Here is a 25,653-nt window from a genome sequence, read left to right on the forward strand (position 1 = left end):
GCCAAACGGTGTTTTGGGCCGTTCTTGTGAAATGGAACATCATTTCAGTGAGGTTGCGTCGACCAGTTCACGGGCATTGCTCAGCATATCGCTGGGCAGATACGGCGCCACCTGCGCCCCGGGATTTTCAATGTTCGCCGCAGCCCAATGAATCAGGCTCGATTGCGTTGCCCGGCGTGAGGCCGCCACCAGCACAGGGTCGCCAAGCAGCGCTTTCATGTCGTCCGTAGCGAGGGCGGCTTGATCAATTTCCTTGAGCCAGTCGGCGAGCCTGTCCAGCACGTACTCCGCGCCTTGGCGTGTGAGCTCACGCACCCGTGGGGAGGGCAGAGGCCAGGATGAGGGCGTTGAGCTGGTAGTCATCGGCAGGTGCTCGTTAGGGAAATTGACGGTCATTCACGGGATCAATCGGTAAGGGACATCTAAACCTTTTACCCATGCTGTGCAGTACCTGGGGTGCAATATGCACCATTGCGTCGATTTTTTCTGGCTGTTTGCACCTTGTTTAAGCCGGCTTTGCAGGCCAACACTGCTTGAAAACAACAATACGATTCCTCGAATCGAGGCAGCAGACATGTCAGTCCATCCAGAAAATCCAGCTATTGAACATACCGACGTGTTGATCGTCGGTGCAGGCATCTCGGGCATTGGCGCAGCTTATTACTTGCAAAAAGATCACCCGGCCAAGTCATACGTCATTCTTGAAGGGCGGGAGAACCTTGGTGGTACCTGGGACCTTTTCCGCTACCCAGGCATCCGCTCCGATTCGGATCTGCATACGTTCGGTTACGCATTTAAACCTTGGGTCAATGAGAAGGCCATCGCCAGCGCCGATGCGATCCGCGCGTACATTCGCGAAGCGGCTGATGAAAACGGCATTAGCGGGCATATTCGCTTTCAGCACACCGTAGTCGAGGCGGCCTGGTCGAGCGAGAAGGCGTGCTGGACAGTGTGTGTCGAGCGGCTCGATACCGGCTTAAAGCTGCACATGACGTGTACCTGGCTTTTCTCGGCGGCAGGCTACTACCGCTACGATCAAGGTTTCAGCCCACGTTTCGAAGGCGTCGAGCACTTCAAAGGGCTTGTAGTTCACCCGCAGCACTGGCCGCAGGACCTGGACTACAGCGGCAAGCGGGTGGTGGTTATTGGCAGTGGTGCTACGGCCGTCACTCTTGTTCCCGCGATGGCAGAAAGGGCAGCGCAGGTGACGATGCTTCAGCGCACCCCATCGTACGTCCTGAGCCAACCCTCCATTGACCCCATCGCCCAACTGATGCGCGCTGTGCTGCCGGAAAAATGGGCGTATTCGCTGACGCGAGGCAAGAACATTACAAGGTCGAGACAGGTATGGCAGCTGTGCTTGAAGTATCCCAAGGCGACGCGATACTTGATTCGGTGGCTCAATAAACGTGCCCTGCCCAAGGGGTATCCGGTCGATGAACATTTCAACCCGCCCTACAACCCGTGGGAGCAACGCCTGTGCGTAGTGCCTGATGGGGACCTGTTCAAAGCCATCGCGTCTGGAAAGGCCAGGGTTGTCACCGACCACATCGATACATTTACCTCAAGCGGTGTGCGCCTGAAGTCAGGTCAAGAGCTGGCGGCCGATATTGTCGTGACAGCCACCGGACTGAACGTGCAATTGTTTGGTGGCATCCGACTCATCGTTGATGGCAAGCCTGTAGCACTGGCTGAAAAAGTCGCCTTCAAAGGCATGATGCTTAATGGCGTGCCCAATTTTGCGTTCTCCATCGGCTATACCAACTCGTCGTGGACGCTCAAAGTCGGGCTTACCTGTGAGCACTTTTGCCGCATTCTTGGCCACATGGATGCCCATGGCCACGCCATCTGCTATCCCGAATTGCCTGCACCGGATATGCCGACGCGGCCACTTCTGGACTTCGGCGCCGGCTATGTAAAACGTGTGATTGACAGCGTGCCACGTCAGGGGCACGGCGCACCGTGGCTGATGTCCATGGATTACCGGGAAGACGTCAAAACCCTCAGAGAAGGCCCCGTCGAGGATCTCTATTTGAAATGGCTTCCTCGAGAAGGCAACGGCGCCCCACCTCAAGCCTGCCAGGCTCATCAGCGGGAGGAAGCATGATGAGTGCTCAAGTGTTGGACGACGCTTTTTGTCAGTTACCCCATGGCATTCGACTGTGTTACAGAATTTACGGGGCGGAGAACGCCGTACCGCTGCTGCTGATTGCTGGGCTTGGGCTTCAGTTGACGTCATGGCCTTCAATACTGATCCAGGGGCTCGTCGACACCGGTTTTCGGGTCATTGTGTTTGATAACCGTGATGTGGGGCGTTCATCCCGCGTGAATGCCAAGGCCCCGAATATTCTTCAACAGCTGTTCAGGCTGACGGCGGACTGCCCCTATGACCTGGGCGACTTGGCGCTGGACACCCTCGGCTTGTTGGACCATTTGGCAATCAGCCAGGTCCATCTCGTCGGAATGTCCATGGGCGGGATGATCGCCCAAACCCTGGCCGCACAATACCCTTCGAGGGTGATTTCGCTGACCTCGATATTTTCCACGACAGGTGCACGCAGGGTAGGGCAACCGGCGTCCTCGACCTTATGGCTGCTGGCTAAGCCCGCCCCTCGAACCCGTGAGCGAGCCGTGGCCAGGTACGTCAAGTTGATGCAGCATATCGGTTCCCGTCGCTATTCCATGCCGGATGACGAGTTGCACAACTACGCGGCCAAGGCCTGGGACAGGGGTAACGGCGCTGAAGACAGCGCTGGGGTCGCAAGACAGGTGGGCGCGATTCTCAAGTCGGGTGATCGCACCGCCCAGTTGCGCAGGATTCACGCCCCAACACTGGTGATCCATGGCGAAGCAGACCGCATGGTCGCCTACAGCGGCGGGCAGGCGTGCACGGACGCCATTCGAGGTGCCCATCTGATTACGATTCCAGGCATGGGGCATTACCTCGCCCAAGATGTGAGCCCTTACCTGGTTGACCTGATCCGCGGACATGCCCGGCGCAGCGTTGAGCGGGACAGGCTTACGTAACCTGCCATACCGTTTCTCCATCGAACGTTGTCAATCCCGTTTCAGGGCGTCGTGAGCTCTCCCTGATAATCAACTGACCGCCCAGCACTTCCTGGATGGAGGGCGTCTGGATAGCGTCGAGTTGGGCACGAATGATGTCGACTGTCCGCCCCACCAGTTGGTCGATCGGCTGTAGATAGGTGGTCAAGCCAACGCTTGGCCATTTAGCCATCGCGATGTTATCGAAGCCGATGATAGAAATATCCCGCCCTGGAACCAGATTGCATTCGCGCGTGACGACGTTCAGCGCCGCAATGGCCATGATGTCGTTCGCGCAGAAAATCGCGTCCGGCGGGGTGGTTTGCGACATGAGGCGGCGGGTGGCCTGCATCGCTGTTTGAAAACAGTAGTTACCGACCTCGCGCAGAGGCTTGGGACGCCCCTTTTCCAGAAGCCGCTGGGTAAAGCTGCGCTCGCGGTCGCGGCTGGTGGAGGAGCCCTCGTTGCCGGCGATGAAACCCACTGTTTCATGTTGCGTCGACATCAGGAAGTCAGCGATGAGCGCGCCTCCGTGCGCGTTGTCGCTGGTCACGCTCGAGACGGTTTCATTGTCATTCTTACGGTTGAGCAGCACGACAGGCAGTCCGGTTTGCTTGCACTCTTCAGCGAAATGCGATGAAAGGGTGGCCGATACCAGGATCACCGCTTCAACGCGATGGCGCATGACCTCCTCAAGAATCGGATCTGAATCTTCGTTAGTGCCGGTCGAGAACAGCAGCACTCGATACTCCATGGCCTCGAACGCCTTGGACAGGGCTTCGAGCACTTCGGAGTAGAAGGGGTTGGCCATGCTCGGTACGACCACACCGATGAGGTTCGACCGGCGGGTAATCAGCGAGCGCGCAACAAAATTAGGACGGTAGCCAAGCGTAGCGGCCGCAGCCTCGACTTTTTCTCGGGTTTTTGGCGCCACGCTAGCCCCCTTGGTGTAAGTGCGCGACACCGCGGATTGCGAGACCCCGGCGAGCCGAGCCACGTCGTGGGCAGTGACAGGGCGGCGAATAGTTTCAGCCATGGACGATAAGCCTGAGCGAGAAGAAATTCGCATCCTACGCATCTACCCCTTTTCAAACCACAGAAGAGTCTTCTATGATGGATGTGCATACGTATGCAATCATCCCTAAAAAGAACAATCGCTGGAGACTGCAAATGGCTAAGTGGCTGAAAAAAGGCGCTGAAGCGGAAGTCGTGAAATCTGCCGACCGTCAAGTTCGCGATACTGTTGAAACGATCCTTGCCGATATTGAAGCGCGGGGCGATGCCGCGGTCCGCGACCTGGCGATCAAGTTCGACAAAATGGAGCGTGACAGCTATCGACTGACCGCTGCCGAGATCGATGCCTGCTACTCGCAACTGACCAAACGCGATATTGCCGACATTGAATTCGCCCAAACCCAAGTGCGTAATTTCGCGCAGCATCAACGCAACAGCATCCACGACATTGAAGTTGAAACCCTGCCCGGTGTGATCCTCGGTCACAAAAACCTGCCGATGAATGCGGCTGGCTGCTACGTCCCTGGTGGCAAATATCCACTGCTGGCGTCTGCCCACATGTCGGTCATCACTGCGAAAGTCGCAGGTGTCCCGCGCATCATCACCTGTGCGCCGCCGTTCAATGGCAAACCCGCGCACGCCATCGTGGCCGCTCAACATATGGCCGGTGCTGACGAGATTTACTGCCTGGGCGGTATTCAGGCGATCGGCGCCATGGCTATCGGTACCCAAACCATTGCGCCGGTGGACATCCTCGTCGGTCCAGGTAATGCGTTTGTCGCCGAAGCCAAGCGTCAGCTCTTTGGTCGCGTGGGTATCGATTTGTTCGCGGGCCCAACCGAAACGCTGGTGATTGCCGATGACAGCGTAGACGGTGAGATCTGCGCTACCGACCTGCTCGGTCAAGCTGAGCACGGCCCCGACTCCCCAGCCATCCTGCTGACCACTTCCGAGGCATTGGCACGCGACACCATGGCTCAGATCGAGCGCTTGCTGCAGATCCTTCCTACTGCCGGTATCGCACGTAAAGCCTGGGAAAGCTTCGGTGAGGTGATTGTTGCCGACAGTGATGAAGAAATGTTGTCGATTGCCAATGATTTGGCCTTCGAACACGTTCAAGTCATGACCAAGGATCCGGACTGGTTCCTCGCGAACATGCGTAACTACGGCGCGCTCTTCCTCGGCCCACGAACCAACGTAGCGTTCGGCGACAAGGCCATCGGAACCAACCATACCTTGCCTACCAAAAAAGCCGCGCGTTACACCGGTGGTCTATGGGTCGGCAAGTTCCTGAAAACCTGCACGTACCAGAAAGTGATCACCGACGAAGCATCTGCATTAATCGGTTCGTACTGCTCGCGCCTGTGTGCGCTGGAAGGTTTCGCGGGGCATGGTGAGCAGGCCAACATCCGCGTGCGCCGCTATGGCCACAAAGACGTGCCCTACGCCGGTATTGCCGAGTAACGCGCTCCAACAGCCACTGAGGGCCGCTCCCTGCGGCCCGATAATAAAAACAATCACTGGCCGCGCCGCTACGGGAAACGTGCGCGCGCGCGGCGGGGCTTCTTGGGTTTCTCTAATGAGTGTCATTATTGCGTTGCTTGCCTTAGGCGGGCTGATGTTCGTCGCCTATCGTGGTTACAGTGTGATCATCTTCGCGCCGATTGCCGCCCTGACTGCCGTTCTGTTGACAGAGCCCAGTGCGGTGGCGCCGGTCTTTACCGACATTTTCATGGACAAGATGGTCGGGTTTGTAAAACTCTACTTCCCGGTTTTTCTACTCGGTGCAGTGTTTGGCAAACTGATTGAAATGTCCGGCTTTTCCCGCTCGATTGTGCAGGCCTTTATCAGGCTGTTGGGCAAGGAACAGGCGATCCCCGTCATCATTCTGGTGTGCGGTTTACTGACGTATGGCGGTGTCTCGCTGTTTGTCGTGGTGTTTGCGGTTTATCCCTTCGCAGCCGAGATGTTCCGGCAAAGTGATATCCCCAAACGGCTGATGCCGGCCACCATTGCCTTGGGCGCTTTCACCTTCACCATGGACGCCATGCCGGGTTCTCCGCAGATCCTGAACATCATTCCCACCACGTTTTTTGGAACCACCTCTTGGGCAGCCCCGTGGCTGGGCTTGTTGACGTCGGTGTTCGTGGTGGGTTGCGGTTTTGTCTACCTGGATTACTTTCGCCGCAAGGCGCGCAGGGAAGGAGAGGGATACGGGGCGATGCTGCGCAATGAGCCTGAAACGCCAGAAGATATAGCCTTGCCGCATCCGCTGATAGCGATACTGCCTTTAGTGTTGGTGGGAGTCATGAACCTGGCCTTCACGCATTGGATCCCGCACTGGTACGGATCTGTGTATGAGATTGCGCTTCCAGGGTTGAAGGCACCGGTACAAACCCAAGTGTCGAAAATGATCGCCATTTGGGCGGTCCAGGCCGCATTGCTGGTCGGGATTATTACGGTTCTCATCTTCTCGTTCAAAAGCGTTGTCGCGAAACTTGCCGACGGCAGTCAAGCGGCGGTCAGAGGCGCGATGTTGGCCACGTTGAACACGGCTTCCGAATACGGGTTTGGTGCGGTTATCGCTATTCTCCCCGGATTCGTCGCGGTCGCCAGTTCATTAAAAGCGATCCCGGACCCTCTGATTAATCAAGCCATTACGGTGAACCTTCTCGCGGGGATTACCGGGTCGGCTTCGGGCGGGTTGAGTATCGCGCTGGGCGCAATGGCGGATACGTTCGTGGCCGCTGCCAACGCTGCGCATATTCCTCTGGAAGTACTGCACCGAGTGGCCTCCACGGCCGCAGGCGGTATGGACACGCTACCGCACAACGGGGCGGTTATCACGCTGTTGGCGGTCACCGGGCTCACTCACCGGGAGGCTTACAAGTTCATTTTTGGCATCACGATATTCAAGACATTGAGTTCGTTTTTCGCGATCGGCTTGTACTACACGTTCGGTATCGTTTGACCGAGCTTGATGCGGCGCAGCAACCCGTCAAAAATCCAGGAAAGCATTATGACCAATGAACGTGAGCAATCAGGAATGCCATCTTTTCGCCTGGATGGCAAAACTGCGCTGATTACCGGCGCTGGCAGTGGAATCGGCGCGGCGGTCGCGGTGGCGTTCAGCGCCGCCGGAGCCAATCTGATTCTGGTCGCGCGTACGCAACACCATCTGGATGAGGTCGCGAATCCGCTTCGCAGTCGCGGCGCAAACGTTGACACCATCGTGTGCGATGTCACGGACAGTGCGGCGATCAGAGCCCTCATTCATGGTCTGCCGGTGCTGGACATCCTGGTTAACAATGCTGGCACCAATTACCCGGAACCATTGCTCGCGGTCACGGACGAACACCTCGATGCGATGCTCAATCTCAACGTGAAGGCGTGCTTCGTGACCGCGCAAGCGGCGGTAGCCAAGATGCTGGCCAACACCGGCCGTGACGTCGGCGTCATTATCAACGTGTCGTCGCAAATGGGCCACGTCGGTTCCCCCGATCGTACCGTCTACTGCATGACCAAACATGCCATTGAAGGGTTGACCAAAGCGATGGCTGTCGAACTGGCCGATCGCGGCATTCGGGTGAATACGCTCTGCCCTACCTTTGTCGACACGCCCCTGGTTCGCAAGATCGTCGACACGCCAGAAAAACACGCGTTCCTGGTCTCGAAGATACCGATGGGGCGTATGGCCAATATGGATGACATCGTAGGTGCCGCGCTATATCTGGCGGGGCCGTCGGCGCGGATGGTGACGGGCACGTCGCTGAAAGTCGACGGCGGATGGACGGCTCAGTAGTGTCAAGTGAATAGGCCGAAGGCATTTGCGCCTTCAGCCTATGTATTGGTTTAGCGCGGGCTGGATGTGCGTCGCTGAGCACTAAAGGCCATCAGCGCTCGGTCACGCCACTCACGTCGTGATTCAAGCTCATCCTGAGCGAGGTACTCGCGACGTTGGCCTTCCACCGCTTGGATCAATGCCGGGCTCCACTCGTCCTGATGCGAGCGTGAATCGGCGATACGGCGATAGAGCGGCCCCAAACGCTGGGCGTAGTCAGCGACCCCGCCTGCCGCATTCAAGTCGATGGTTTCGAAGGGCCCCATGAACGACCAACGCCAGCCCAAGCCATCGCGTATGGTTTTATCAATATCCTCGCAGGTGGCAACACCATCCTCCACCAGCGCCCAAGCCTCTCGTAACAAAACGGCTTGCAGGCGATTGAGCACGAACCCTTCAACTTCCCTGCGCACATGAACCACGCTCTGACCCACGGCCGCCATCAAGCTTGCTGTGAACTCGGTGACCGCTGGCGAGGTGTCTGGCGACGGTACGATCTCGACCACCGGAACTAAATACGGAGGGTTAACCGGATGCGCGACGATGACCCGCGAGGAGAGCTTCAGGCCCGACGCGAAGGCAGAAGCCGGGATACCCGAACTGGAGCTGCCGATCACCAGGTCCGGGCCCGCAACGTCCTCCAGTGCGAGCATCAGTGCGCGCTTCACCTCTGTGCGCTCAAGAATGGATTCCTGGACATAAATGGCGCCATCAACGGCTTCGGCGAGTGTTTCGCACACCTTCAGGCGAGCGATGATGAACTGCGCCGATTCAGTCAGTAATCCGAACTCGATCAGGTCGGCCACTTGCTGTTCAATCAAGGGTATGCACGCCTTGGAAGTGGCGGGATTGGCGTCGTAGATGCGCACCATGAGGCCTGCTCGAGCGAACACCAGCGCCCATCCAGCGCCGACCAGGCCCGCGCCCACGATCGCCACCGGGCGGCCCTGGGTCAGGGCTTCCAATTCACGCATCGTTGGTCACCTTGGAGGTTTGTTTTTGGCCAAGGCAAATTTCAGTAATACGCAGCCCTTGGCTGGTAATCCGTGAGGGGAACACCTCTTTGAGGCGTTCCTCATGAATCGGGATCAGCCGCTTAGGCTCGTAGTCCACGGTCTTGAGCATCTCTTCGGTCGCCAGTACCAGGTTCGTTTGGCTGCCAACCGCCAGGCCTACGGGCGTGGTAAAAAACGTACCGCTCAGTTCGCCATCGACAATCTTCGGTTCCGAGAGGAAGTTGTCGTAGCTGTAGACGAGATCGCCCGCGAGCACCCAACCGTTCTGCGACTCCCTGGCAAGGTCGTTGCGCACATGCACCCACATGGATGCGTAGGTGTGACTGTCATAGGCGACATGCAGGTCAATACCTGGAACCAGGTCCGCCAGCGGTCCGTCAATGCACCGCAGGCGGCCATCTTTGGCAAGATTGACCGCACGCAATACGTCCGAAGGGTCTGTCGCGAGCATCATCCATTGCTGACTTTTGGGCAGTGACATGGCCCAGATCCACTTAGCCAGTTCTTTTTCCTGAATGTAGAAGGTCGCGTTCGGGAACGCATCGGTATTGCCCAGGTGGTCGAAGTGAGCGTGTGTGAGAATCACGGTGTCGACTTCTTCAGGAGTGACTCCACAGGCGGGCAGTACATCGGCGGGTGAGTGCCAATTCTGAACGCCGAATTTCTTTTCGAGGTAGCCGCCGTAGTCTTTGTTGTTGTAGCCGACATCGACCATGATCGTGCGGCCGTTGCCTTTGATCACCACGTAGCAGTAAGGCAGCTTGCGCACCCCTTGGTTGTGAGCACCAAACACGATGCCGCTCACGGCGTAGTCCATCACGTAACTGTATTCGAGCACCCAGATAGAGTAAGCATTTGCGGACATAGGTCACCTCTTGTTGTTATCAGGCATGGGCTGAAACGAGTGTCGATGGGTCTGTAACGGGCAGGGCGCTGCAGCAGGCGCAGCCCTGCCCGAAATCGATGGTTTGCAGGCGTACCACAGGGTCAGCGGCGCACCTGAGTATTGTGCTGGCGCCTTCCAGTTCGCTGACCATCCTGGGTAGTTCGATCCTGAGCTGCTCGGGTGATGCAACGGATCGACGAAGTGCGCGCGCAACGTCCTCAACACGGTGCGCGGCGCGACACAGATGGGTGAAATGCTGGGCTGCGATTGCAGGTGGGCGAACGGTAGCGAGCGCGCTGCGGCAATCTTCTATTTGATCCAAGGGTGTGGCTGCCAGGCTGTAATACGCCTCGAAGCAGCTTCTGGCTTGGCCCAGAATCATCAAGCCCGCGAGCTGCCCAATGATTCCGTTGAGCTGGTCGTAGTAAGGGCGTATCTGTGCGCTGTAGAACACCCATTCATCCGTACGCAGGCCGATGCCTTCCTCTGCATTCGTTTGTTGTTCGACGGCCTCGTAGGCGTTGTCTGCCAGGCCAAAACGCGTTGAAGACAGTTGTAACGTCATCGATGGTTCTCCCACAGAGCCTGAACCGAGGGTTCAGGCTCGCGTCAGGCTAATTGGCGTCGAACGGCGCGATTTTGGTCAACTGATACAGATTGGCAGGCGCATCACACTTGGCGCAGTTGATTCCCGGCTCGTTGGCAGCCGCACGTGCGGCGTCCGCAGGCAAAGGTTGGATTGTGGCCCCCGGAGTGGGCGTGCCCTCGGTTGCCGACTGCAGCGATATCTCAGGCAGCAGCACTTGATCGAACACTTCGGTCACGAAGGAATCTGGCACTTTGCCTGCTGCGAGGGTGTTGCAGTCGGCGGTGACGACGTCGCCTTTGCACACGGCCACCTTGTCGGCGGGTACCCAGGGCAAGGCGTATTCGATGTTATGCGCCGTCATCTCACGCTTGCCTTGCAACTGCTCCATCAGCAACTTGAACGCCAAGCCAGCTGCCGCTGGAGGCGAACCGGAAGACACACCGCTCAAGCCTTTGGCTGTGTATTCGGGGTTGGCAAGCCCTAGCCGGAAGCCGTTGGAGTTTTCGCCGGTCATGGGCACCAGCTTGTGGTTCGCCGCGAGCAACGCCTTCAGCGCGCCGTTTTCACCGGCCTGGGCCCAGATGCCGTCCACATCCGGGTGCGCCGCCAGCGCCTTGGCTGTCTCTTGCTGAGTGGTGCGATCATCCCAGTAGCCGTAGTACTCGGCGACTACTTGAATGCCGGGATAAGCCTTGAAGACTTTCATCGCACCGTCGTAGTGGCGCTTGTCCACCGAGTTTCCTGGAACGCCACGGCTGAGAAAGATCTTGCCTTTGCCGTGGAGTTCATTGACCAACGCTTGCGCCGTGTTTTCACCAAAGCCCGCGGTGATGTAGCTGACGTTATAGGCGCAGGGCTCAGTAACAGTAGAGTCGTACATATAAAACAGCACGCCTTTCTCGCAGCCTTTTTTGATCGTGCGATTCAGTGCGGTGGGAGAGACTGGAAAGCTGACTACCCCGTCGGCGCCGGCAGCGATCATGCTTTCGTAAGCCGAGATTTGCGCCTGTACATCCGTGCCGGAAATCACCTCACGCAGTTCCACCAGCTTGTTATAGGGCGGTGTTTTAGCCAGTGCCTTGACCAGGTTCGCCGCCTCCGACTGCCAGGCATTGCCGCTGTAGCTGAGGCTCAAATAGATCACATAGTGGTCTTTCGGCGCAGCGCTTACCGAGCTGGGGGCGGCGCACAGCGCCAGTGGTGTGACCACGCAGGCAAGCAGCGCGATCATTTTTTTGTGCAGCCGCGAGGCTGTAAACTCGAATGCTCTCTTCATTTTTTCATGCGCCTTTTGTTGTTGTAAGTAGCTATGAATGTCAATCGGGACTGCGCGTCAGCTGTGTGCCTTACGACGTTTCAATGAGCGGAGGTAGTCCATCGCGCCTTCATGCTGAAGCACAATGGCGAGGAGGATAATTGCCCCGGAAATCACGGTTCTCCAGCCCTGGGAGAAACCCAGGCTGGAGATGATCATGTCCAGGATGGTCAGCAGCAGCGCACCGGCCAGCGTGCCGATGAAGCTACCTCGGCCACCACTGATGGACGACCCGCCGATCACCACCGCAGCCACCGACGGCAGCAGGTAGGGCTCGCCCATCCGCAATGTGGCGCCATTCGAATAGCCGACCAGCAGCATCCCGGTGATCCCTGCCAACAGCGCGCACAGGCCATAGGTCATGATGGTCAGCCGGACGGTATGAAGACCGGCGAATTTCGCCGCCAGTGGGTTCGAACCCAACGCGTAGAGCCGAGTGCCGAAGCGGCTACGTGACTGCACGATGAATGCGATGACCGCGCCGGCCAGCGTGAAGAGCACGATCACCGGAATGCCCAGGGCACGGGCACTCATCAGCCAGGTAAAGACGTAGGGCGATGCGCCATTCGGTGAGCCACCGGTTGCGCCCAGGCACAGGCTGTAGACGATGATGCCCATGGCCAGCGTCATGATGAATGCCGGGATCTTGAACACCGCCACGCCAATCCCGTTGATCGCGCCTACTGCGGTACACACTGCCAGCACTACTGCGCTTTGCCACAACCCGCCGTCAGCCCCGACCCACACCGCAGTCAAAATTCCCCCCAGGGTAATCAGGGAAGGAATCGAGAGATCCAGCCCACCGATCAGCACCACCAAACCCTGGCCAAAGGCAACGACTACCAGGAAGGAGCAGAGGATAAGGATGGTCTCCAGTTGTTGAAAACCGCCGGCGTTCGGGTTGATCCATTTTGCTGCAAGCAGCGCCAGGATGCAGAGCAGGAAAACACCTGCAATGTTCAACGTCTCCCGTGATAAGCGCGAGGATGTGCGGGTGTCTGTCGTGGATTCATTCACGGAAGCGGCCTGTAGGTTGCTGGTTGGGTCTATCTGCACGCTGGTCATCTCAAGCCCTCCTCGCGCCGAACCATTCGGCAGCGTTCATCAGCCCGACGGCCACTATCATGACGATGCCCTGAAGCAGGCCGATGTAGAACGATTGCACACCGATTGAGAACAGCAGTTTCTGCAATAGCATCAGGCTGGCTGCCCCGATGATGCTGCCCGTGAGTCCGCCTTTGCCGCCGCGAAACGAGGTGCCACCCAAGGCGATGGCGGCGAAGGTCAGCAGCAGCAGCGAGTTGCCCGCCGTTGGGTTGCCGGTGGCGGTCTGTGCCGACAGCATGTAGCCACTGAGGCCATACAGTGCTCCTGCGATGACGAACGCGGCGCAGCGGGTACGTTGCACCTTGATGCCTGACAGCGAAGCGGCATGTTCGTCCTGGCCCACGGCATACAGCGCGACACCGAAGTCGGTCTTGCGCACAATCGCCCAGAGCGCGATGACTGCCAGCAGTACCAGGCCGGAAACTGGAATGCCTGCGGCGGTGCTGGTCAACGTCTCACTCAGCCAGTCAGCTACGTAGCCACCGGGCGCGTCGAGAATCACCAGCGCGAGGCCACCGGTCATGATCATTGTGGCCAAGGTCACGGCAATGGACTGAAACCCGCCGTAAGCCACCAACACACCATTGAGCAGTCCAGCGAGGCTGCCGATAGCCAACGCGATGCCAAGACTGATAGCCGCGCCTGAAGCCCCCTCGAGTGGGTAACTTGCCAGCACCACGTTGACCAAGGAAATGACGCCGGCCACCGAAAGGTCGAAGCCGCGCAGCAGAATGATGAGGGTGCCACCGGCGGCCGCGATAGCTAAGGGGGATGCGTTGTTCACCATGTCACTGAATGCAGAAACACTTAACGCGCTGTGTTCAACACTCGAATAGGCCAGGAACAGCACGAGATAAAGGAGCGCTGCTGTGCCTGCGCCACTCTGGGTGATTGAAGAGAGGGTAAAGGCAGAATTTCTCATGCGGCTTCTCCCGAGGATTGCCTGTGGTGACCTGTGGCCGCTGCAACCAGGTTGGTCTCTTCAATGGACGGCCCCTCGAATTCTGCGGCTATCCGGCCTTGGTAAATCACCAGGCAGCGGTCGCTCAAGCGCACCAGTTCCGCAAGCTCGGACGAGTAGAGCAATACGCAGCCACCTTTGCGGGCGAAGTCCTCAATGGCCAGGTACAGCGCTTGCTTGGTACCCACATCCACACCGCGCGTGGGGTCAAACAACAGAAGTGTGTTGGCGCCCGTAAGCAGCACGCGGCCGAGCAAGGCTTTCTGCTGGTTTCCACCGGACAGGTCTTTGATTTGGAAATCCAGATAACGGTCTTGAAGATCAACCTGCCCGGCTACCTCCTTGGCCAGCAAACGTTCGGCCCTGCGGTTGGTCAGGCCGAAAAGGCCGGCGCGGTTCAAGGCTGAAATCGCCATATTCGAGCGCACGGCCAAGTCACCAAAAATACCTTGAGTCTTGCGTTCCTCAGGCAGCAGTGCCACTTGAATACCTGCCGCAAGGGCCCTTGAGGGTGAGTTAAGGCTGACCTGTTTACCGTCTACTTGTATGTTGCCGGCCCGTTTGCGCGTGAGGCCATAAAGTGCATGGAACAGATCGCGCTGCCCCTGCCCATCGAGGCCCGCCAAGCCAACAATCTGTCCGGGGTAGAGGCTCAGGCTGAGCTCTTTGACCATGCCTGCACTCAGGCCTTCGACGCACAGCCGAGGGGCGCGCGAAACACCTTCATGTGAGCCCCGTGAACGCTGTTTCGGCGCCGTCGCCATTCGTTGGCCAACCATCATTTCGAAGATTTGCGTGTCGTCTGTGTCAGCGAGGTCGGTTGTCCCCGTGCTGCAGCCGCTGCGAAGCACCGTTGCACGTGAGCAGAGTTGACGAATTTCATTCAGCCGGTGAGAAATGTAGAGGACGGCTGTGCCTTTGGCCGTCTCCTTGTGGATCAGGTCGAACAACCACTCCGTAGAGGGGAGGACGGCGGTAGGTTCATCCAGGATAAGCAGCCGAGGCGAATGGCTCAGGGCGCGGACAATTTCCAGGCGTTGCCGATCAGCCAGAGACAGCTCGCTCACCAGCGCTGCCGGGTCAAGTTCACCCAGGCTGTATTTGAGCAATGTCGCGGCGGCGGCGGCGGCGTTTTTTGCACTGGAGTTAAGCCCTGACCGGCCTTTGGAAAGGGTGGGCAGTGCCAGGTTTTCTGCGACCGTCAGGTTGGAAAGCAAACTCAATTCTTGAAAGGCTGTGGTAACGCCTACCGCGCGGCTTTGCAGAATTGTTCGAGGGCAATAGGGTTGCCCGGCGAACTGCATTGAGCCTGCGTTAGGGGAAACTACACCGGACAGTATTTTCACCAGTGTCGATTTTCCAGCGCCATTTTCGCCAAGCAAGGCGTGGACCTCTCCTGGCCTGATATCGAAACTGACGCCGCCGAGTGCATGGGTCGGCCCGTAGGATTTACACAGGCTGTCGACCTGCAGGATCGGCTTTTCAGGGCGTACGGACGCATCCATCTTGATCACCTGCTGTTATTTTTATTGTTCTTTCCGGGCAGTGCTCGCTGGCCATAAAAACCAGTGGCCAGCTCATCTGTCAGTAGCGAAGCAGACCAATAGAATTGGTTTTGCATACGCATGCAATCGAGTCTATGACCAAGCCAGAGAAAGCGTCAAGAAAAATTCAGGCAAGGGGGTTATGACCGTGGCGTGGGCTTTTTTGGTGCGCAGGGCGTTTCCAGTTGGGGCAGGAACGCTCCATCACTTGACTAAATATAATGTTGCCTTTGGTCGGGTGATGCGTTCGCCTAACGAGCCCAGTTGTTGATTTAAATTGCGCGTGGCAACCAGCAAGTCATTGAGGGCGTCAAGCAGAACCTCGCGATCCTGCGGACTCAGATTTTTGTCATCCCTCATCAAGCTTTTCAGCATGTTCATCAAGTCCGTGGTCTTGCTGTCGATCGACTTCATAGGCATTTCCCGATTTTTGACAATTCTCTGCCTATTTGGGCTGAGTTTGGGACGTCGAATGGGTGAGGATAAACAAATGTCAGCCGCGGATAACTGAAAGCGCTCGAAGGAGGGCCCGTGAATTCGATTCCGTGGTTAGACTTGGCCATCCGCTTTAAACACGCGTGCAGAGGGGGCGCTGCCGGACGATCGGTAGTTACCAGGTGACATCCCGAACCATCGTACGCAGGCTTTGTTAAATGCACTTTGATTTTTAAAGCCTGCGGTGTAGGCGATCTGTTTGAGTGCGATGGATGAATGGATCAAGAGCTGGCAGCTGCGTTGACGCTTTACCTCATCTAGCAAATTTTGAAAGCGAGTCCCTTCTTTTTTTAGAGCATTTGTAAGTTGCCGCCGTGTAAGGCTTGTCCTCTCCAACACGTGATCCATGGTCAAGGGTTTGCCTTGGTGCACATGCTGCAAGATGATGCGTCTGATGTAGGCGGTTGTGTCGCCATTCTCTATCTCACGTTGCTGCATTCTTAATTGGTTAGTGTGAATCGACTGTAGCGATGGGTTGAACGTTGAGAGTCGAAGTTCACAATCGCTACGTTGGAAGGTCAACGAGTTAGCGGTCGCGGAGAATGTTATGTGTCTGCCGAAGAGGGCCTCCAGGTGGTGTGTTTTTTCAGGTTTGGCATAGGTGAATTCAGCGCTCATCGGCACTATGCGGGCCGCAGGTACGAGCCAGTGCAGCAGGCCCAGGGTGATTGAAGTGACGGCGTCGATGAATACTCTAGGCAGTGCGCAATCGAGCGGGCCCGCCGCCGTGCCAACGATTCTCACCCTGGAAGGCTGCTCGTCAAGAAACATGCAGAATCCGACACCTACCGTTGAGTGATGCTCAACGATATGCCTGAGCGCATCAAGAACGGTTGCACTGGACATGATTGCGTAGCCCAACACACCCAGGTTGCCAGGATGAGCTTTCTGGTAGGCCAACAAGCCGATGTCTTCATCATTGTTACGCTGCTGCGCCAGCATCAGCATCTGGTTGAGCACACTCAGCGGAATGTTTTGGCTGGCGTCAGGGGATTTTTCCTTTGCTGCGACAAAAGGGGGCCCAGAGATATCTTTATCTGCAGGGGTAATTGCTTCAATGCATGCCAAGGCGAACGGTGAAGAGATAGTTAGCATTGTTATTCCATGTGCAAATGGTTGAGTCCCCATTGTTGTTATTGTGATGGTGTTTGGATGGCGCAAATTTAATGCATTTTATCCGCTCTGTGTTGGGGTAATGATATTCCGTTAGTGCTCGTCATCGTTCAGCCAATTGAAACGTGTGACCTCTAGGTCGCCTGACGCTGCGACTTAGCGTGCTCTGCTTAGAGTGATGCATCAATTTTATTTATCAGTGATGGAAAGGAATTTGATTGATGATGTTAAGAAAGTTAAACATCGCTAAACGCGTGCTCGCGTGTTTTTTGTTGATGGTGATTATTGTCGGCGGGCTCGGTTTGTTCAGTATTCACCAGCTGACGACCGTCCGCGCCGAAGGTTTGATCATCGAAGACAGCTCTCTGCCAGGGATCGCTTTAGGTGATGACATCGCCTTGGCGTTTGCGAATACTCGAGTTGACTCGGTCAAGCTCCTCTCCAGTGATGATCAACAGTTGCAGGGCGCGTATGCGAGTTTTCAATCGCAGTTGCAAGCGTTCGATGCTGCCATTGCTGCGTACAAGCCTTTGATTGGCTCAGCAGGCGAAGCCGATCTTATCGAAGGCATCGCTTCCTCATATCGTCAATACAGCACAGACGCGCAGCGCGCATTCGAGTTGTTAAACGCCAATCAACGGGAAGCTGCTCGTGAAATCGTGATGGTAAAAATGGTCACGATTGCCCAAGACATAAACAAGCATCTGAAGCGATTGGAAGCGTTCAACGACAGTGAAAAGGCCAGTGCCAGTGCGCGTGCAAGTGACGCTTACGACAGCGCGAAAACCGTCATCTGGTGGGTGCTGAGCTTCGCGGTGCTCGCCACGGTCTTTTTGGCCTGGCGCTTAACCTTGAGTTTGGCTGGGCCTATCAGCCAGGCACTGAGTACCTCTGAAAAAATTGCTTGCGGTGATTTGCGCCGTGTAGCGATCGATATCTCGGGCGTGGACGAGGCCGCGATGTTGCTGCAGTCGATGGAGCGGATGAGATCAAACCTGCAATCCACGCTTTCACAAGTGGGCGACGCGTCTGGCCAGCTCGGTTCGGCAGCCGAGGAAATGGATGCATTGATGCGCGACAGTCACGCCGACTTGAATGCACAAAACAGCGAAATTGAGATGGCAGCTACTGCGGTCACGGAGATGAGCCAGGCCGTGGATGAGGTTGCCCGAAATGCGGTAGCGACATCCGAGCAATCCCGGGCTTCCACACACGCGGCACGTGAGGGCACGGAGGAGCTCAATCGTACGGTTCGTTCAGTGTCCGAGCTGGCTGAATTTATCGCCAGTGCATCGGCGCGCGCTCAGTTGCTGTCGTCGCACACTCAGGATATCAGTCGCGTGCTGGAGGTTATTCGCTCTGTCTCGGAGCAAACCAACCTGCTGGCACTTAACGCAGCCATCGAAGCGGCCAGGGCAGGGGAGGCTGGTCGTGGTTTCGCAGTGGTAGCTGATGAAGTGCGTGCATTGGCGCATCGTACCGGCGAGTCGACGCGGGAGATCGAGACCATGATTGATAAGATCCAGCAGGGCACTCGGGATACGGTACAGGCGTTGACATCGAGCACTGAGCAGGCCGGCCTTACCCGCGAGCAAGCGGAGTCGACCAGTCGAGTGCTGGCGCTGATTACCGCAGCCGTCGCGGGGATTGACGAGCGTAACCTGGTGATTGCCAGCGCCTCGGAGGAGCAGGCACAAGTTGCTCGGGAGGTCGACCATAACCTTGTGCGTATCCGCGATCTTTCAACGCAGTCGGCCGTTCGCTCGGACCAGACGCTCGGCGCGAGTGCGGCGTTGGCAAGGCTTGCCAGCGAACTGCGGGTATCGCTGCAGAGATTCGAGCTGTAATCGTTGCAGCTGATCGTCATGAACCCCGGGGCTCTGGTTGATTGAGTGAGAGCCCCGCTTGCCAAAGCGTTACTTCAGTCGCCCTTGTTGCCGCAGGCGAGCGCCAATCCGTTGGATTTCTGTTTCGCCCTGGGCAAGTGCTGCCTTGCTGGTGTGCACTGAATAGTGGCCCATCACCAAATCGTGAGGATGTTTTATCGCCGAACCCAGCACAAATGAAGTATCGCCCTGCGCGATGAACTCGATGGATTGCTCGCTTTCCTGAAACACCGCCAGTTCGCCGGCATCGATCAATGCCCCGACATCCAACTGACCCGTATTTACTGCGAGCCAGGCTACGGTGTGGCCGGCGGGCGGGGTGTACTGCCAACACTCACCGTCTTTCAAATTCACAGCCAGATAAGTCATTGGACTGGGCGCTTCAATCGGGCTTTGGACAGCGCCGTATTGCCCCAGGAGCACCCGTGCCGGCCCTGAGTGCGGCACTTGGGAGGGTTCAAGATAAACACTTTGCGCAGGGCCGTTTTCCAGCGATGGCGGTAGTGCCACCCACAGTTGGAAACCTTGCATTGAGCGCTCGTTGGCCAGCGTGGCGTCGTGCCACACGCCGTTGCCGGCGCGCATCCACTCAACGCCGCCAGCCAGTAATACACCTGAGGCACCAGTGGTGTCTTCATAGGCGATGTCGCCTTTGGTCATGAAGGTCACGGTTGCGATCCCTGAGTGTGGGTGCATGCCGAAATTCGACTTGCCGCCACGGCTGGCGTCCAGGCTGAAAATATCCAGGAAGATAAACGGTTTTAACCGCTCGCCGAGATCGCTCGGACTCATGAGCCGCGTAATAGGGCCATGGGTGCTGCCCTTGGTGCGGTGAACAATGGCGCGTTGCATATTTTGGACGTTAGCGTTCATGTGTTTTTCCTCGATGCTTTGAGTGCCTGGGCCCACCATGCGATATCGTCGAGCAGCCCTTGAGCTGCTTGGGTCAGGTGTGGGTAATCGTTGAAAAGCTTGCCTTGCTGCCAGATGCCGATGAATTCGGCGATACCGATATGCACAGCGTTGCGAACCGGAGCCATTTGCAGCTCAATAGCCACTTTTTGCAGTTGTTCAATGGCGCGACCGCTGCCGCCATAACCGACGAAGCCGATCGGCTTGCGGCACAGGCTCTGGCCCGCCAAGGCGAAGGCAATATTGAGCTCGGCACTTGTGCCCTGGTCGTACTCCGGAGTGACCACGATCAGACCGTCGATGCGTGCGAGGCTGTCGAGCCAACGTTGGGTGGCTTGATTTTTTAAGTCGGCAGGGAGAGAGGATTGCGCGTCGTAGAAGAACGGCAGCGAATGATCACGCAGGTTGATCAACTCAATGGCCAGGTCTTCACGCCGTTGGGCTACCTCGTAGATCCATAGTTCGTGCTTTTCGCCGAAGCGCGTTTCATGGCTTGAGCCTGTAACGATGCCGATAAGAGGGACAGATGCAGTCATGGTTGGCTCCAGCCAATTGTGCGCCAGCGTTGGCAAAACAAATGATTAGCTAGCCAACAGAGCTTGAAGACCCAACCCCGAAGCAGCTATGCGACGAGGATATACAGAGGGTGATTGCATGATTAGATGGCATAATCGGAATGAACCGATCCATTTTTGTTGAGAATTGAGTGAGATGCTTGATCTGAACGATGTCGCGTTATTTGTCCAAGTCGTTCGCAGCGGCAGTTTTGCCGGCGCGGCGCGGCAGCTTGGGATGCCCTCCAATACCTTGAGCCGGCGGGTTCAGCAACTTGAGGTCCAATTGGGCACCCGCTTGCTGCAACGCTCCACCCGCAAGCTCACCCTGACCCAATCAGGTCAGGTTTTTCATGAGCAATGCCTGGGTGCGGTGCAAAGTCTGATTGACGCCGGCGAGCAACTGACGACGGGCACCCAGGAGCCCAATGGCACCGTGCGTATCGCGGCGATGGCCGACTTTTTCGATTATTTCCCTATGGAATGGGTTGCCGATTTTCTCGCCGAGCATCCGCGGGTACACCTGGACTTTGTGCTGAGTGATGCGCGCGCCGATTTGATCGCTGATCGGATTGATATCGCGTTTCGCGGCGGCACGTTGCATGACTCAAGCTACGTCGGTCGCCAACTGATTGGAGCGGGCAACGAAGGTTTGGTCGTCAGCCCCTCTTACGTCAGTAAAAGGGGGCTACCGACTACATTGGAGGATCTGATCCAGCACGACTGTGTGAGTTTCGGCCATCCAAGCGGTATCGCCACCTGGCGCCTGAACGGGCCCAGTGGTATCGAGGAAAATGTGCAGATTACCAGTCGTTTCAGTGGTAATACCGCTCAGGCGTTGCGCAAGGCTACATTAGCTGGATTGGGCATTGCGTTGCTGCCGGCCGCGATGATAAATGGCGACCTCCAGGCTGGCCGGCTCGTGGCGGTATTACCGCAGTATCATCGCACGGGGTACGGTCTTCATGTGCTTTATCCCAGCCGGCAACATTTACCACTGGCGGTAACAGCATTTATTGAACTGGTGATGAATAAGCTCAAGGAGCAGGTTTTTCCCGCAAATCGGGAGTGACACCCTTCTGCGCCAAAGCGCGAGCAGGCGCGGTACATGTCCTCTAACGTTTGGAGCGCTGGCAATGGAGTCGCCAGGTATTCAGGCTGGGCTCGCACATTTTGCGGCGTAGCGTCCAGGCGAGCAGCCCATGATTCGCTTGAACGCCGTGCTGAATGCACTTTCCGATTCATAGCCGAGTGCCAAGCCGATGGACGCTATGGACTCGTTAGCATTCAACAGCTTGTCAGCCGCCAACAGCATTCGCCAGCGCCCCAGGTATTCCATGGGGGCGGTCCCGACCTTGGCTTTGAACCTGAGGGCGAAACTGGAGCGGGACAGACCGACGTGTTTGGCCAACGTTTCTAATGTCCAGCGATGGGCCGGCTGGTTGTGCATGGCGTTGATCGCTGCACCAATCGTTCTGTCTGCCAAGGCGTAGAACCAGCCGACATGTTCTGACAAACCCTGTGCGAGGTGCGCACGCAAGGCTTGAATCAGCATCATGTGCGCAAGGTGCTGGATGAGCAAAGACCCACCAGGCTGAATGTCATGCAGCTCCTGTCGCATCCGCTCCAGTGACCAGCGCAGGTCGGCTTGATCCGAGCCGTTGCGAATATGAACGATAGGCGCGAGCTGTCCCAGAAGGAACTCGGCATGATCAGCCGCCAACGTAAAACGACTGCAGGCCAAAAAGAAATCGCCTCCGCCGTTATAGGTCAAGACTCCCGCGGTATTTGTCCCGGAGAAAATAGTCATTGCATCGACGGGCGTCAGCGACAGATCGCTTGCCAGGCGAAATCGCCGACCTCTGGGCAATAAGAAACAATCACCGGTTTCGAGCCGCACGGGCTCAGAAATACCTTCCATGGCGAGCCAGCATCCGCCGGCGATCACCGCATTGAATTTATTGGAATCGTAGGCGTTGAACTGGATAGCCCAGTCCCCGCCGGCATCCAGTCCAGCGGACACGTAGCTATGGGGTCTGAGCAAGGAGAGCAGATCGGAAAGCGGATCCATGAAATATTCCGGACGATTAAGAAAGATTTTTGGACTTTTTAGCATAGATCGTATTTTTGACACACGCTATCGTAGGTGTACGCGGGCAGTCGACACTGCCTTTCTTACAGGATCGGATCATGATCGTTGTCACCGCACCCACCAGTAATATCGGTAGCCAAGTTCTCGACCGTCTGCTTGCCGAACAAGCTCCCGTGCGTGTCATCGTGCGCGACCCCTCGCGGCTCTCTGCGCAGATTTTGGAGCGTGTTGAAGTGGTTGAGGGATCACACAGTGATCGCGCGGTTGTCGACCGCGCCTTCCAAGGCGCCGACTCCGTGTTTTGGCTGGTGCCACCCAACCCTCAAGCGCTGAGTATCGAGTCCGCTTACCTGGATTTCAGCCGAGCGGCGTGTGCCGCAATCGAGCGTCACTCGGTGGCGCGAGTAGTGGCCATTTCCGGGCTGGGGCGCGGGTATTCAAAGCACGCCGGGCTGGTCACGGCCTCGTTGGCCATGGACGATTTGATTGCCAGCACCGGGGTCAATTATCGGGCCTTGGTGATGCCTACGTTCATGGACAATATCTTGAGGCAGGTAGATTCAATCAAAAACCAGGGCGTGTTTTTCTCTCCGGTATCCGGGGATATCAAGTTACCTACCTGCGCGACTCAGGACATCGCGGCAGTCGCCGCCCGTCTGTTGATCAACCCAAGCTGGAGCGGCAATGGGGAAGTGCCTGTACTCGGGCCTGAGGATTTGTCGTTCAAAGACATGGCTTTGATCATGTCCGATGTGTTGGGCAAAGCAGTGCGCTTTCAGCAGATACCCTTCGAAGCATTCCGTGAGGGCCTACTGGCACACGGAATGTCGGACGCAATGGCAGCAGGTGTCGTCGACATGATGATGGCCAAGAATAACGGGATCGATAAGCTCCAATCCCGAACGCCAGAGACCTCGACACCAACGCATTTCCGGGAGTGGTGCCACGCTGTGCTCAAGCCAGCTGTTTCAGGCTGATCGTGCTTGTGCATGGATGTAATCCACGAAGGCCCTCAAAGGGGAAGGCAGATAGCGACGGCCTGGATAATAGAGAAACGGCCCACTGAACGGTTGCCACCAAGGCTCCAGGACCGCCTCAAGTGCGCCGCTGTCGAGGTAGGGTCGTAGCCACTCCTCAAAAAGATAGACAACACCCAAGCCATCAATCGCCGCCTGGACCGTCAGGTCCGTGGCGGCACCCACCTTCACAATCAATGGCCCCGTCGGGTCCACGCTGACGCTTTCGCCATCGCGTTCAAACTCCCACGGCGGCATCGCGCCACTTGGAAACCTGCCACGCAGACAAGCGTGGTCCAACAGGTCTCGCGGGTGCTCCGGTCGACCTCTGGCGTTGAGATAGGCCGGTGAAGCGGCCGTGGCGAATCGCTGGATTCGTGGCCCGATGGGCACTGCAATCATGTCCTGTTCAAGACGGTCATCATAGCGAATACCCGCATCGCAACCCGCCGTCAGCATGTCGACGAAGTTCTCATCGATCATGACCTCCAGGCGAATGTCGGGATAAGCCTGCAGAAAGGGCGTTATGATCGACGGCAACACCAGCCGTGCCGCACTGGTCGGCACATTCAGTTTAAGCGTGCCTGTCGGTCGATCACGGTAGTCGTTGACGACATCAAGCGCTGACTCGACCTCACCCAGTGCGGGCACGATGCGCTCCATCAATTTTGTGCCTGCTTCAGTCGGCACTACGCTGCGCGTGGTGCGATTGAGCAGCCTCACACCCAGTTGCGCTTCCAGGCGGCGCACCGCGTCACTGAGGCTCGATGCTGATTTGCTGCTGGACTTGCCGCCTTCGCGGAAACCGCCCGCGTTGACCACTGTTACAAAGGCCAGCAAATCCTGAATATTAGATTTCATTGTTCTCTCTGCCGTACAAGCTGTGCCGATTGCACAGGATTATCAGTGAAGTGGTCAACCCCTATAGTGGGCCTACGTACTTTGATGGAGGCAGGCAACATGAATCAGATAGAAAAGGCAGGTGCATTCTTATTGGGCAATCGCTCAGTCAATCGGATGGGCTATGGGGCAATGCAGTTGGCAGGTCCCAATGTTTTTGGCCCTCCCAAGGACTCGAAAGCAGCTATTGCCGTTTTGCGCGAAGCGGTTGCCCAGGGCGTAAACCACATTGATACATCCGATTACTACGGTCCTCATGTGACCAATCAACTGATTCGCGAAGCCCTGCATCCTTACGCTGAAAACCTGGTGATCGTGACAAAAGTCGGCGCACTGCGCGATTCTGAGGGCGCTTGGAACCCAGCACTGAGCCCTGTCGATTTGACCCGTGCCGTGCATGACAACTTGCGCAATCTGGATCTGGACGTACTGGATGTAGTGAATTTTCGGGCGATGGGGAGCGTATTGGGACCCGCTGAAGGTTCCATCGAAGAGTCGTTTACCGCACTTGCCGAACTGCAGCGCCAGGGGCTTATCCGCCACTTGGGCGTGAGCAATGTCACACCCACTCAGGTCAAGCAGGCTCAGGGTATTGCGGACATTGTTTGTGTGCAGAATCACTACAACCTGTCGCATCGACAAGACGAAGCGCTGATTGCTGAGCTGGGCCAACAAGGCATTGCTTATGTGCCTTTCTTTCCTCTGGGTGGCTTCTCGCCGTTGCAGTCGCAAGGGCTGTCGAGCGTTGCGACACGTATGGGAGCTTCAGCATTGTGCGTCGCACTGGCGTGGCTGCTGCAACGCTCACCTAATATTCTGTTGATACCGGGAACGTCTTCGGTGGCACACCTGCGCGAGAACTTGAGTGCGGCAGAGTTGATCATCCCGCCTGCATTGCTGAGTGAGTTGGACGCACTGGGTATGTAAGTGCATTGCGGACCGTTCCCCCGGCGATGCAAGGCAATAGTGTGTTAGCTGCCATCCACCAGGCGCGGGGGAAACAGGGCACTCATTCAAGTCTCCCCCTTACCGATTGCACGAATGAAAAGGTTGCGCGTTGCAGCGGATGAGCGAGGTTACGGATCTCCTGCCTCATATCATCTGACTGGCCCGGGCCATCAATTTCAAACCGGATTTGCCAACTTTTGCTCCAGGTAGTGAATGTTCACACCGCCCTCGCAGAAGCCTTCATCACGAACCAAGTCCCGGTGCAGCGGGATGTTGGTCTTGATGCCGTCGACCACGATTTCGTCCAGGGCGTTACGCATACGGGCCATGGCCTCGTCGCGGGTGGCGCCCCAGGTGATCAGCTTGCCGATCAGCGAGTCGTAGTTGGACGGAACCTTGTAGCCGCTGTACAGGTGCGA

General features: G+C 57.0%; 24 protein-coding genes and 2 pseudogenes. 10 read left to right on the forward strand and 16 right to left on the reverse strand.

Features of this window, described 5'->3' with window-relative positions:
• Nucleotides 1–39: 39 nt before the first annotated feature.
• Nucleotides 40–396: a hypothetical protein gene (locus tag AC3ZU9_RS22495; protein ID WP_490091339.1), complete on the reverse strand. Its 357-nt coding sequence runs from the start codon at nucleotides 394–396 to the stop codon at nucleotides 40–42.
• Nucleotides 397–574: 178 nt separating this feature from the next.
• Here AC3ZU9_RS22495 and AC3ZU9_RS22500 point away from each other — a divergent pair, with 178 nt between their 5' ends.
• Both AC3ZU9_RS22500 and AC3ZU9_RS22505 read left to right on the forward strand, forming a co-directional pair.
• Nucleotides 575–2,107 (forward strand): flavin-containing monooxygenase, encoded by a 1,533-nt coding sequence (locus AC3ZU9_RS22500; protein ID WP_490091362.1) that lies wholly within the window; start codon nucleotides 575–577, stop codon nucleotides 2,105–2,107.
• Nucleotides 2,104–3,027 carry an alpha/beta fold hydrolase gene (locus AC3ZU9_RS22505; protein WP_490091340.1) on the forward strand — a complete coding sequence of 308 codons (924 nt, stop codon included), beginning with the start codon at nucleotides 2,104–2,106 and terminating at the stop codon, nucleotides 3,025–3,027. The genes AC3ZU9_RS22500 and AC3ZU9_RS22505 overlap by 4 nt, the downstream gene beginning before the upstream one ends.
• Here the strand turns inward: AC3ZU9_RS22505 and AC3ZU9_RS22510 are convergent.
• Nucleotides 3,020–4,081 carry a LacI family DNA-binding transcriptional regulator gene (locus tag AC3ZU9_RS22510; RefSeq protein WP_490091341.1) on the reverse strand — a complete coding sequence of 354 codons (1,062 nt, stop codon included), beginning with the start codon at nucleotides 4,079–4,081 and terminating at the stop codon, nucleotides 3,020–3,022. The genes AC3ZU9_RS22505 and AC3ZU9_RS22510 overlap by 8 nt on opposite strands.
• A gap of 134 nt (nucleotides 4,082–4,215) precedes the next feature.
• Between AC3ZU9_RS22510 and hisD the strand changes: the two genes are divergently transcribed.
• The 3 genes from hisD (at nucleotide 4,216) to AC3ZU9_RS22525 (ending at nucleotide 7,861) form a co-directional block, all read left to right on the forward strand.
• The gene (gene hisD / locus AC3ZU9_RS22515; RefSeq protein WP_490091342.1) at nucleotides 4,216–5,523 is read left to right on the forward strand and encodes a histidinol dehydrogenase; all 1,308 of its coding nucleotides are present in this window, start codon (nucleotides 4,216–4,218) and stop codon (nucleotides 5,521–5,523) included.
• A 115-nt stretch (nucleotides 5,524–5,638) separates the two neighbouring features.
• Nucleotides 5,639–7,030 (forward strand): GntP family permease, encoded by a 1,392-nt coding sequence (locus AC3ZU9_RS22520; RefSeq protein ID WP_490091343.1) that lies wholly within the window; start codon nucleotides 5,639–5,641, stop codon nucleotides 7,028–7,030.
• 48 nt (nucleotides 7,031–7,078) lie between these two features.
• Nucleotides 7,079–7,861 carry an SDR family NAD(P)-dependent oxidoreductase gene (locus AC3ZU9_RS22525; protein WP_490091344.1) on the forward strand — a complete coding sequence of 261 codons (783 nt, stop codon included), beginning with the start codon at nucleotides 7,079–7,081 and terminating at the stop codon, nucleotides 7,859–7,861.
• 50 nt (nucleotides 7,862–7,911) lie between these two features.
• On the opposite strand, the gene AC3ZU9_RS22530 is transcribed toward AC3ZU9_RS22525, so the two are convergent.
• From AC3ZU9_RS22530 to AC3ZU9_RS22570, 9 genes are all read right to left on the reverse strand, one after another.
• Entirely contained in the window at nucleotides 7,912–8,874 is a 963-nt protein-coding gene (locus tag AC3ZU9_RS22530; protein ID WP_490091345.1) for a 3-hydroxyacyl-CoA dehydrogenase, read from the reverse strand.
• On the reverse strand, nucleotides 8,867–9,781 hold the full coding sequence (locus AC3ZU9_RS22535) for an N-acyl homoserine lactonase family protein (protein WP_490091346.1): 915 nt from the start codon (nucleotides 9,779–9,781) through the stop codon (nucleotides 8,867–8,869). The genes AC3ZU9_RS22530 and AC3ZU9_RS22535 overlap by 8 nt, the downstream gene beginning before the upstream one ends.
• 19 nt (nucleotides 9,782–9,800) lie before the next feature.
• On the reverse strand, nucleotides 9,801–10,367 hold the full coding sequence (locus tag AC3ZU9_RS22540; RefSeq protein ID WP_490091347.1) for a hypothetical protein: 567 nt from the start codon (nucleotides 10,365–10,367) through the stop codon (nucleotides 9,801–9,803).
• Nucleotides 10,368–10,416: 49 nt separating this feature from the next.
• Complete coding sequence (locus AC3ZU9_RS22545) at nucleotides 10,417–11,667, reverse strand: sugar ABC transporter substrate-binding protein (RefSeq protein ID WP_490091348.1); 1,251 nt, start codon at nucleotides 11,665–11,667, stop codon at nucleotides 10,417–10,419.
• Between the two features lie 57 nt (nucleotides 11,668–11,724).
• The gene (locus AC3ZU9_RS22550) at nucleotides 11,725–12,771 is read right to left on the reverse strand and encodes an ABC transporter permease (protein ID WP_490091349.1); all 1,047 of its coding nucleotides are present in this window, start codon (nucleotides 12,769–12,771) and stop codon (nucleotides 11,725–11,727) included.
• Nucleotide 12,772: 1 nt separating this feature from the next.
• Nucleotides 12,773–13,735 carry an ABC transporter permease gene (locus AC3ZU9_RS22555; RefSeq protein WP_490091350.1) on the reverse strand — a complete coding sequence of 321 codons (963 nt, stop codon included), beginning with the start codon at nucleotides 13,733–13,735 and terminating at the stop codon, nucleotides 12,773–12,775.
• Nucleotides 13,732–15,279 (reverse strand): sugar ABC transporter ATP-binding protein, encoded by a 1,548-nt coding sequence (locus AC3ZU9_RS22560; protein WP_490091351.1) that lies wholly within the window; start codon nucleotides 15,277–15,279, stop codon nucleotides 13,732–13,734. Before AC3ZU9_RS22560 ends, AC3ZU9_RS22555 begins: the two co-directional genes overlap by 4 nt.
• Before the next feature lie 243 nt (nucleotides 15,280–15,522).
• Nucleotides 15,523–15,732 carry a hypothetical protein gene (locus tag AC3ZU9_RS22565; RefSeq protein WP_490091352.1) on the reverse strand — a complete coding sequence of 70 codons (210 nt, stop codon included), beginning with the start codon at nucleotides 15,730–15,732 and terminating at the stop codon, nucleotides 15,523–15,525.
• Nucleotides 15,733–15,867: 135 nt separating this feature from the next.
• Nucleotides 15,868–16,908 (reverse strand): AraC family transcriptional regulator, encoded by a 1,041-nt coding sequence (locus AC3ZU9_RS22570; RefSeq protein ID WP_490091353.1) that lies wholly within the window; start codon nucleotides 16,906–16,908, stop codon nucleotides 15,868–15,870.
• Between the two features lie 242 nt (nucleotides 16,909–17,150).
• Here AC3ZU9_RS22570 and AC3ZU9_RS22575 point away from each other — a divergent pair.
• Both AC3ZU9_RS22575 and AC3ZU9_RS22580 read left to right on the forward strand, forming a co-directional pair.
• Nucleotides 17,151–17,651 (forward strand): annotated as a pseudogene (locus AC3ZU9_RS22575) (MCP four helix bundle domain-containing protein); the annotation flags it as partial.
• A 417-nt stretch (nucleotides 17,652–18,068) separates the two neighbouring features.
• Nucleotides 18,069–18,773 (forward strand): methyl-accepting chemotaxis protein, encoded by a 705-nt coding sequence (locus AC3ZU9_RS22580; RefSeq protein ID WP_490091363.1) that lies wholly within the window; start codon nucleotides 18,069–18,071, stop codon nucleotides 18,771–18,773.
• A 69-nt stretch (nucleotides 18,774–18,842) separates the two neighbouring features.
• On the opposite strand, the gene AC3ZU9_RS22585 is transcribed toward AC3ZU9_RS22580, so the two are convergent.
• Together AC3ZU9_RS22585 and AC3ZU9_RS22590 are read right to left on the reverse strand one after the other, a co-directional pair.
• Nucleotides 18,843–19,685 (reverse strand): pirin family protein, encoded by an 843-nt coding sequence (locus AC3ZU9_RS22585; RefSeq protein ID WP_490091354.1) that lies wholly within the window; start codon nucleotides 19,683–19,685, stop codon nucleotides 18,843–18,845.
• Complete coding sequence (locus tag AC3ZU9_RS22590; protein ID WP_490091355.1) at nucleotides 19,682–20,260, reverse strand: NADPH-dependent FMN reductase; 579 nt, start codon at nucleotides 20,258–20,260, stop codon at nucleotides 19,682–19,684. The genes AC3ZU9_RS22585 and AC3ZU9_RS22590 overlap by 4 nt, the downstream gene beginning before the upstream one ends.
• A 175-nt stretch (nucleotides 20,261–20,435) precedes the next feature.
• On the opposite strand from AC3ZU9_RS22590, the gene AC3ZU9_RS22595 reads away from it, so the two are divergent.
• Complete coding sequence (locus tag AC3ZU9_RS22595; RefSeq protein WP_490091356.1) at nucleotides 20,436–21,350, forward strand: LysR family transcriptional regulator; 915 nt, start codon at nucleotides 20,436–20,438, stop codon at nucleotides 21,348–21,350.
• Nucleotides 21,351–21,431: 81 nt separating this feature from the next.
• On the opposite strand, the gene AC3ZU9_RS22600 is transcribed toward AC3ZU9_RS22595, so the two are convergent.
• Nucleotides 21,432–22,349, reverse strand: a complete 918-nt coding sequence (locus tag AC3ZU9_RS22600; protein WP_490091357.1) for an AraC family transcriptional regulator — start codon at nucleotides 22,347–22,349, stop codon at nucleotides 21,432–21,434.
• 119 nt (nucleotides 22,350–22,468) lie between these two features.
• On the opposite strand from AC3ZU9_RS22600, the gene AC3ZU9_RS22605 reads away from it, so the two are divergent.
• Nucleotides 22,469–23,347, forward strand: coding sequence for an NmrA family NAD(P)-binding protein (locus AC3ZU9_RS22605; RefSeq protein ID WP_490091358.1), 879 nt, complete (start codon nucleotides 22,469–22,471; stop codon nucleotides 23,345–23,347).
• Here AC3ZU9_RS22605 and AC3ZU9_RS22610 read toward each other — a convergent pair.
• Nucleotides 23,339–24,247, reverse strand: coding sequence for a LysR family transcriptional regulator (locus tag AC3ZU9_RS22610; RefSeq protein ID WP_490091359.1), 909 nt, complete (start codon nucleotides 24,245–24,247; stop codon nucleotides 23,339–23,341). The two genes, AC3ZU9_RS22605 and AC3ZU9_RS22610, sit on opposite strands and share 9 nt — an antisense overlap.
• Before the next feature lie 99 nt (nucleotides 24,248–24,346).
• Here AC3ZU9_RS22610 and AC3ZU9_RS22615 point away from each other — a divergent pair, with 99 nt between their 5' ends.
• The gene (locus AC3ZU9_RS22615) at nucleotides 24,347–25,213 is read left to right on the forward strand and encodes an aldo/keto reductase family oxidoreductase (RefSeq protein ID WP_490091360.1); all 867 of its coding nucleotides are present in this window, start codon (nucleotides 24,347–24,349) and stop codon (nucleotides 25,211–25,213) included.
• A gap of 197 nt (nucleotides 25,214–25,410) precedes the next feature.
• Here AC3ZU9_RS22615 and AC3ZU9_RS22620 read toward each other — a convergent pair.
• Nucleotides 25,411–25,653: pseudogene (locus tag AC3ZU9_RS22620) on the reverse strand (acetyl-CoA carboxylase biotin carboxylase subunit); the annotation flags it as partial.

The organism is Pseudomonas sp. A39 (assembly GCF_058145955.1).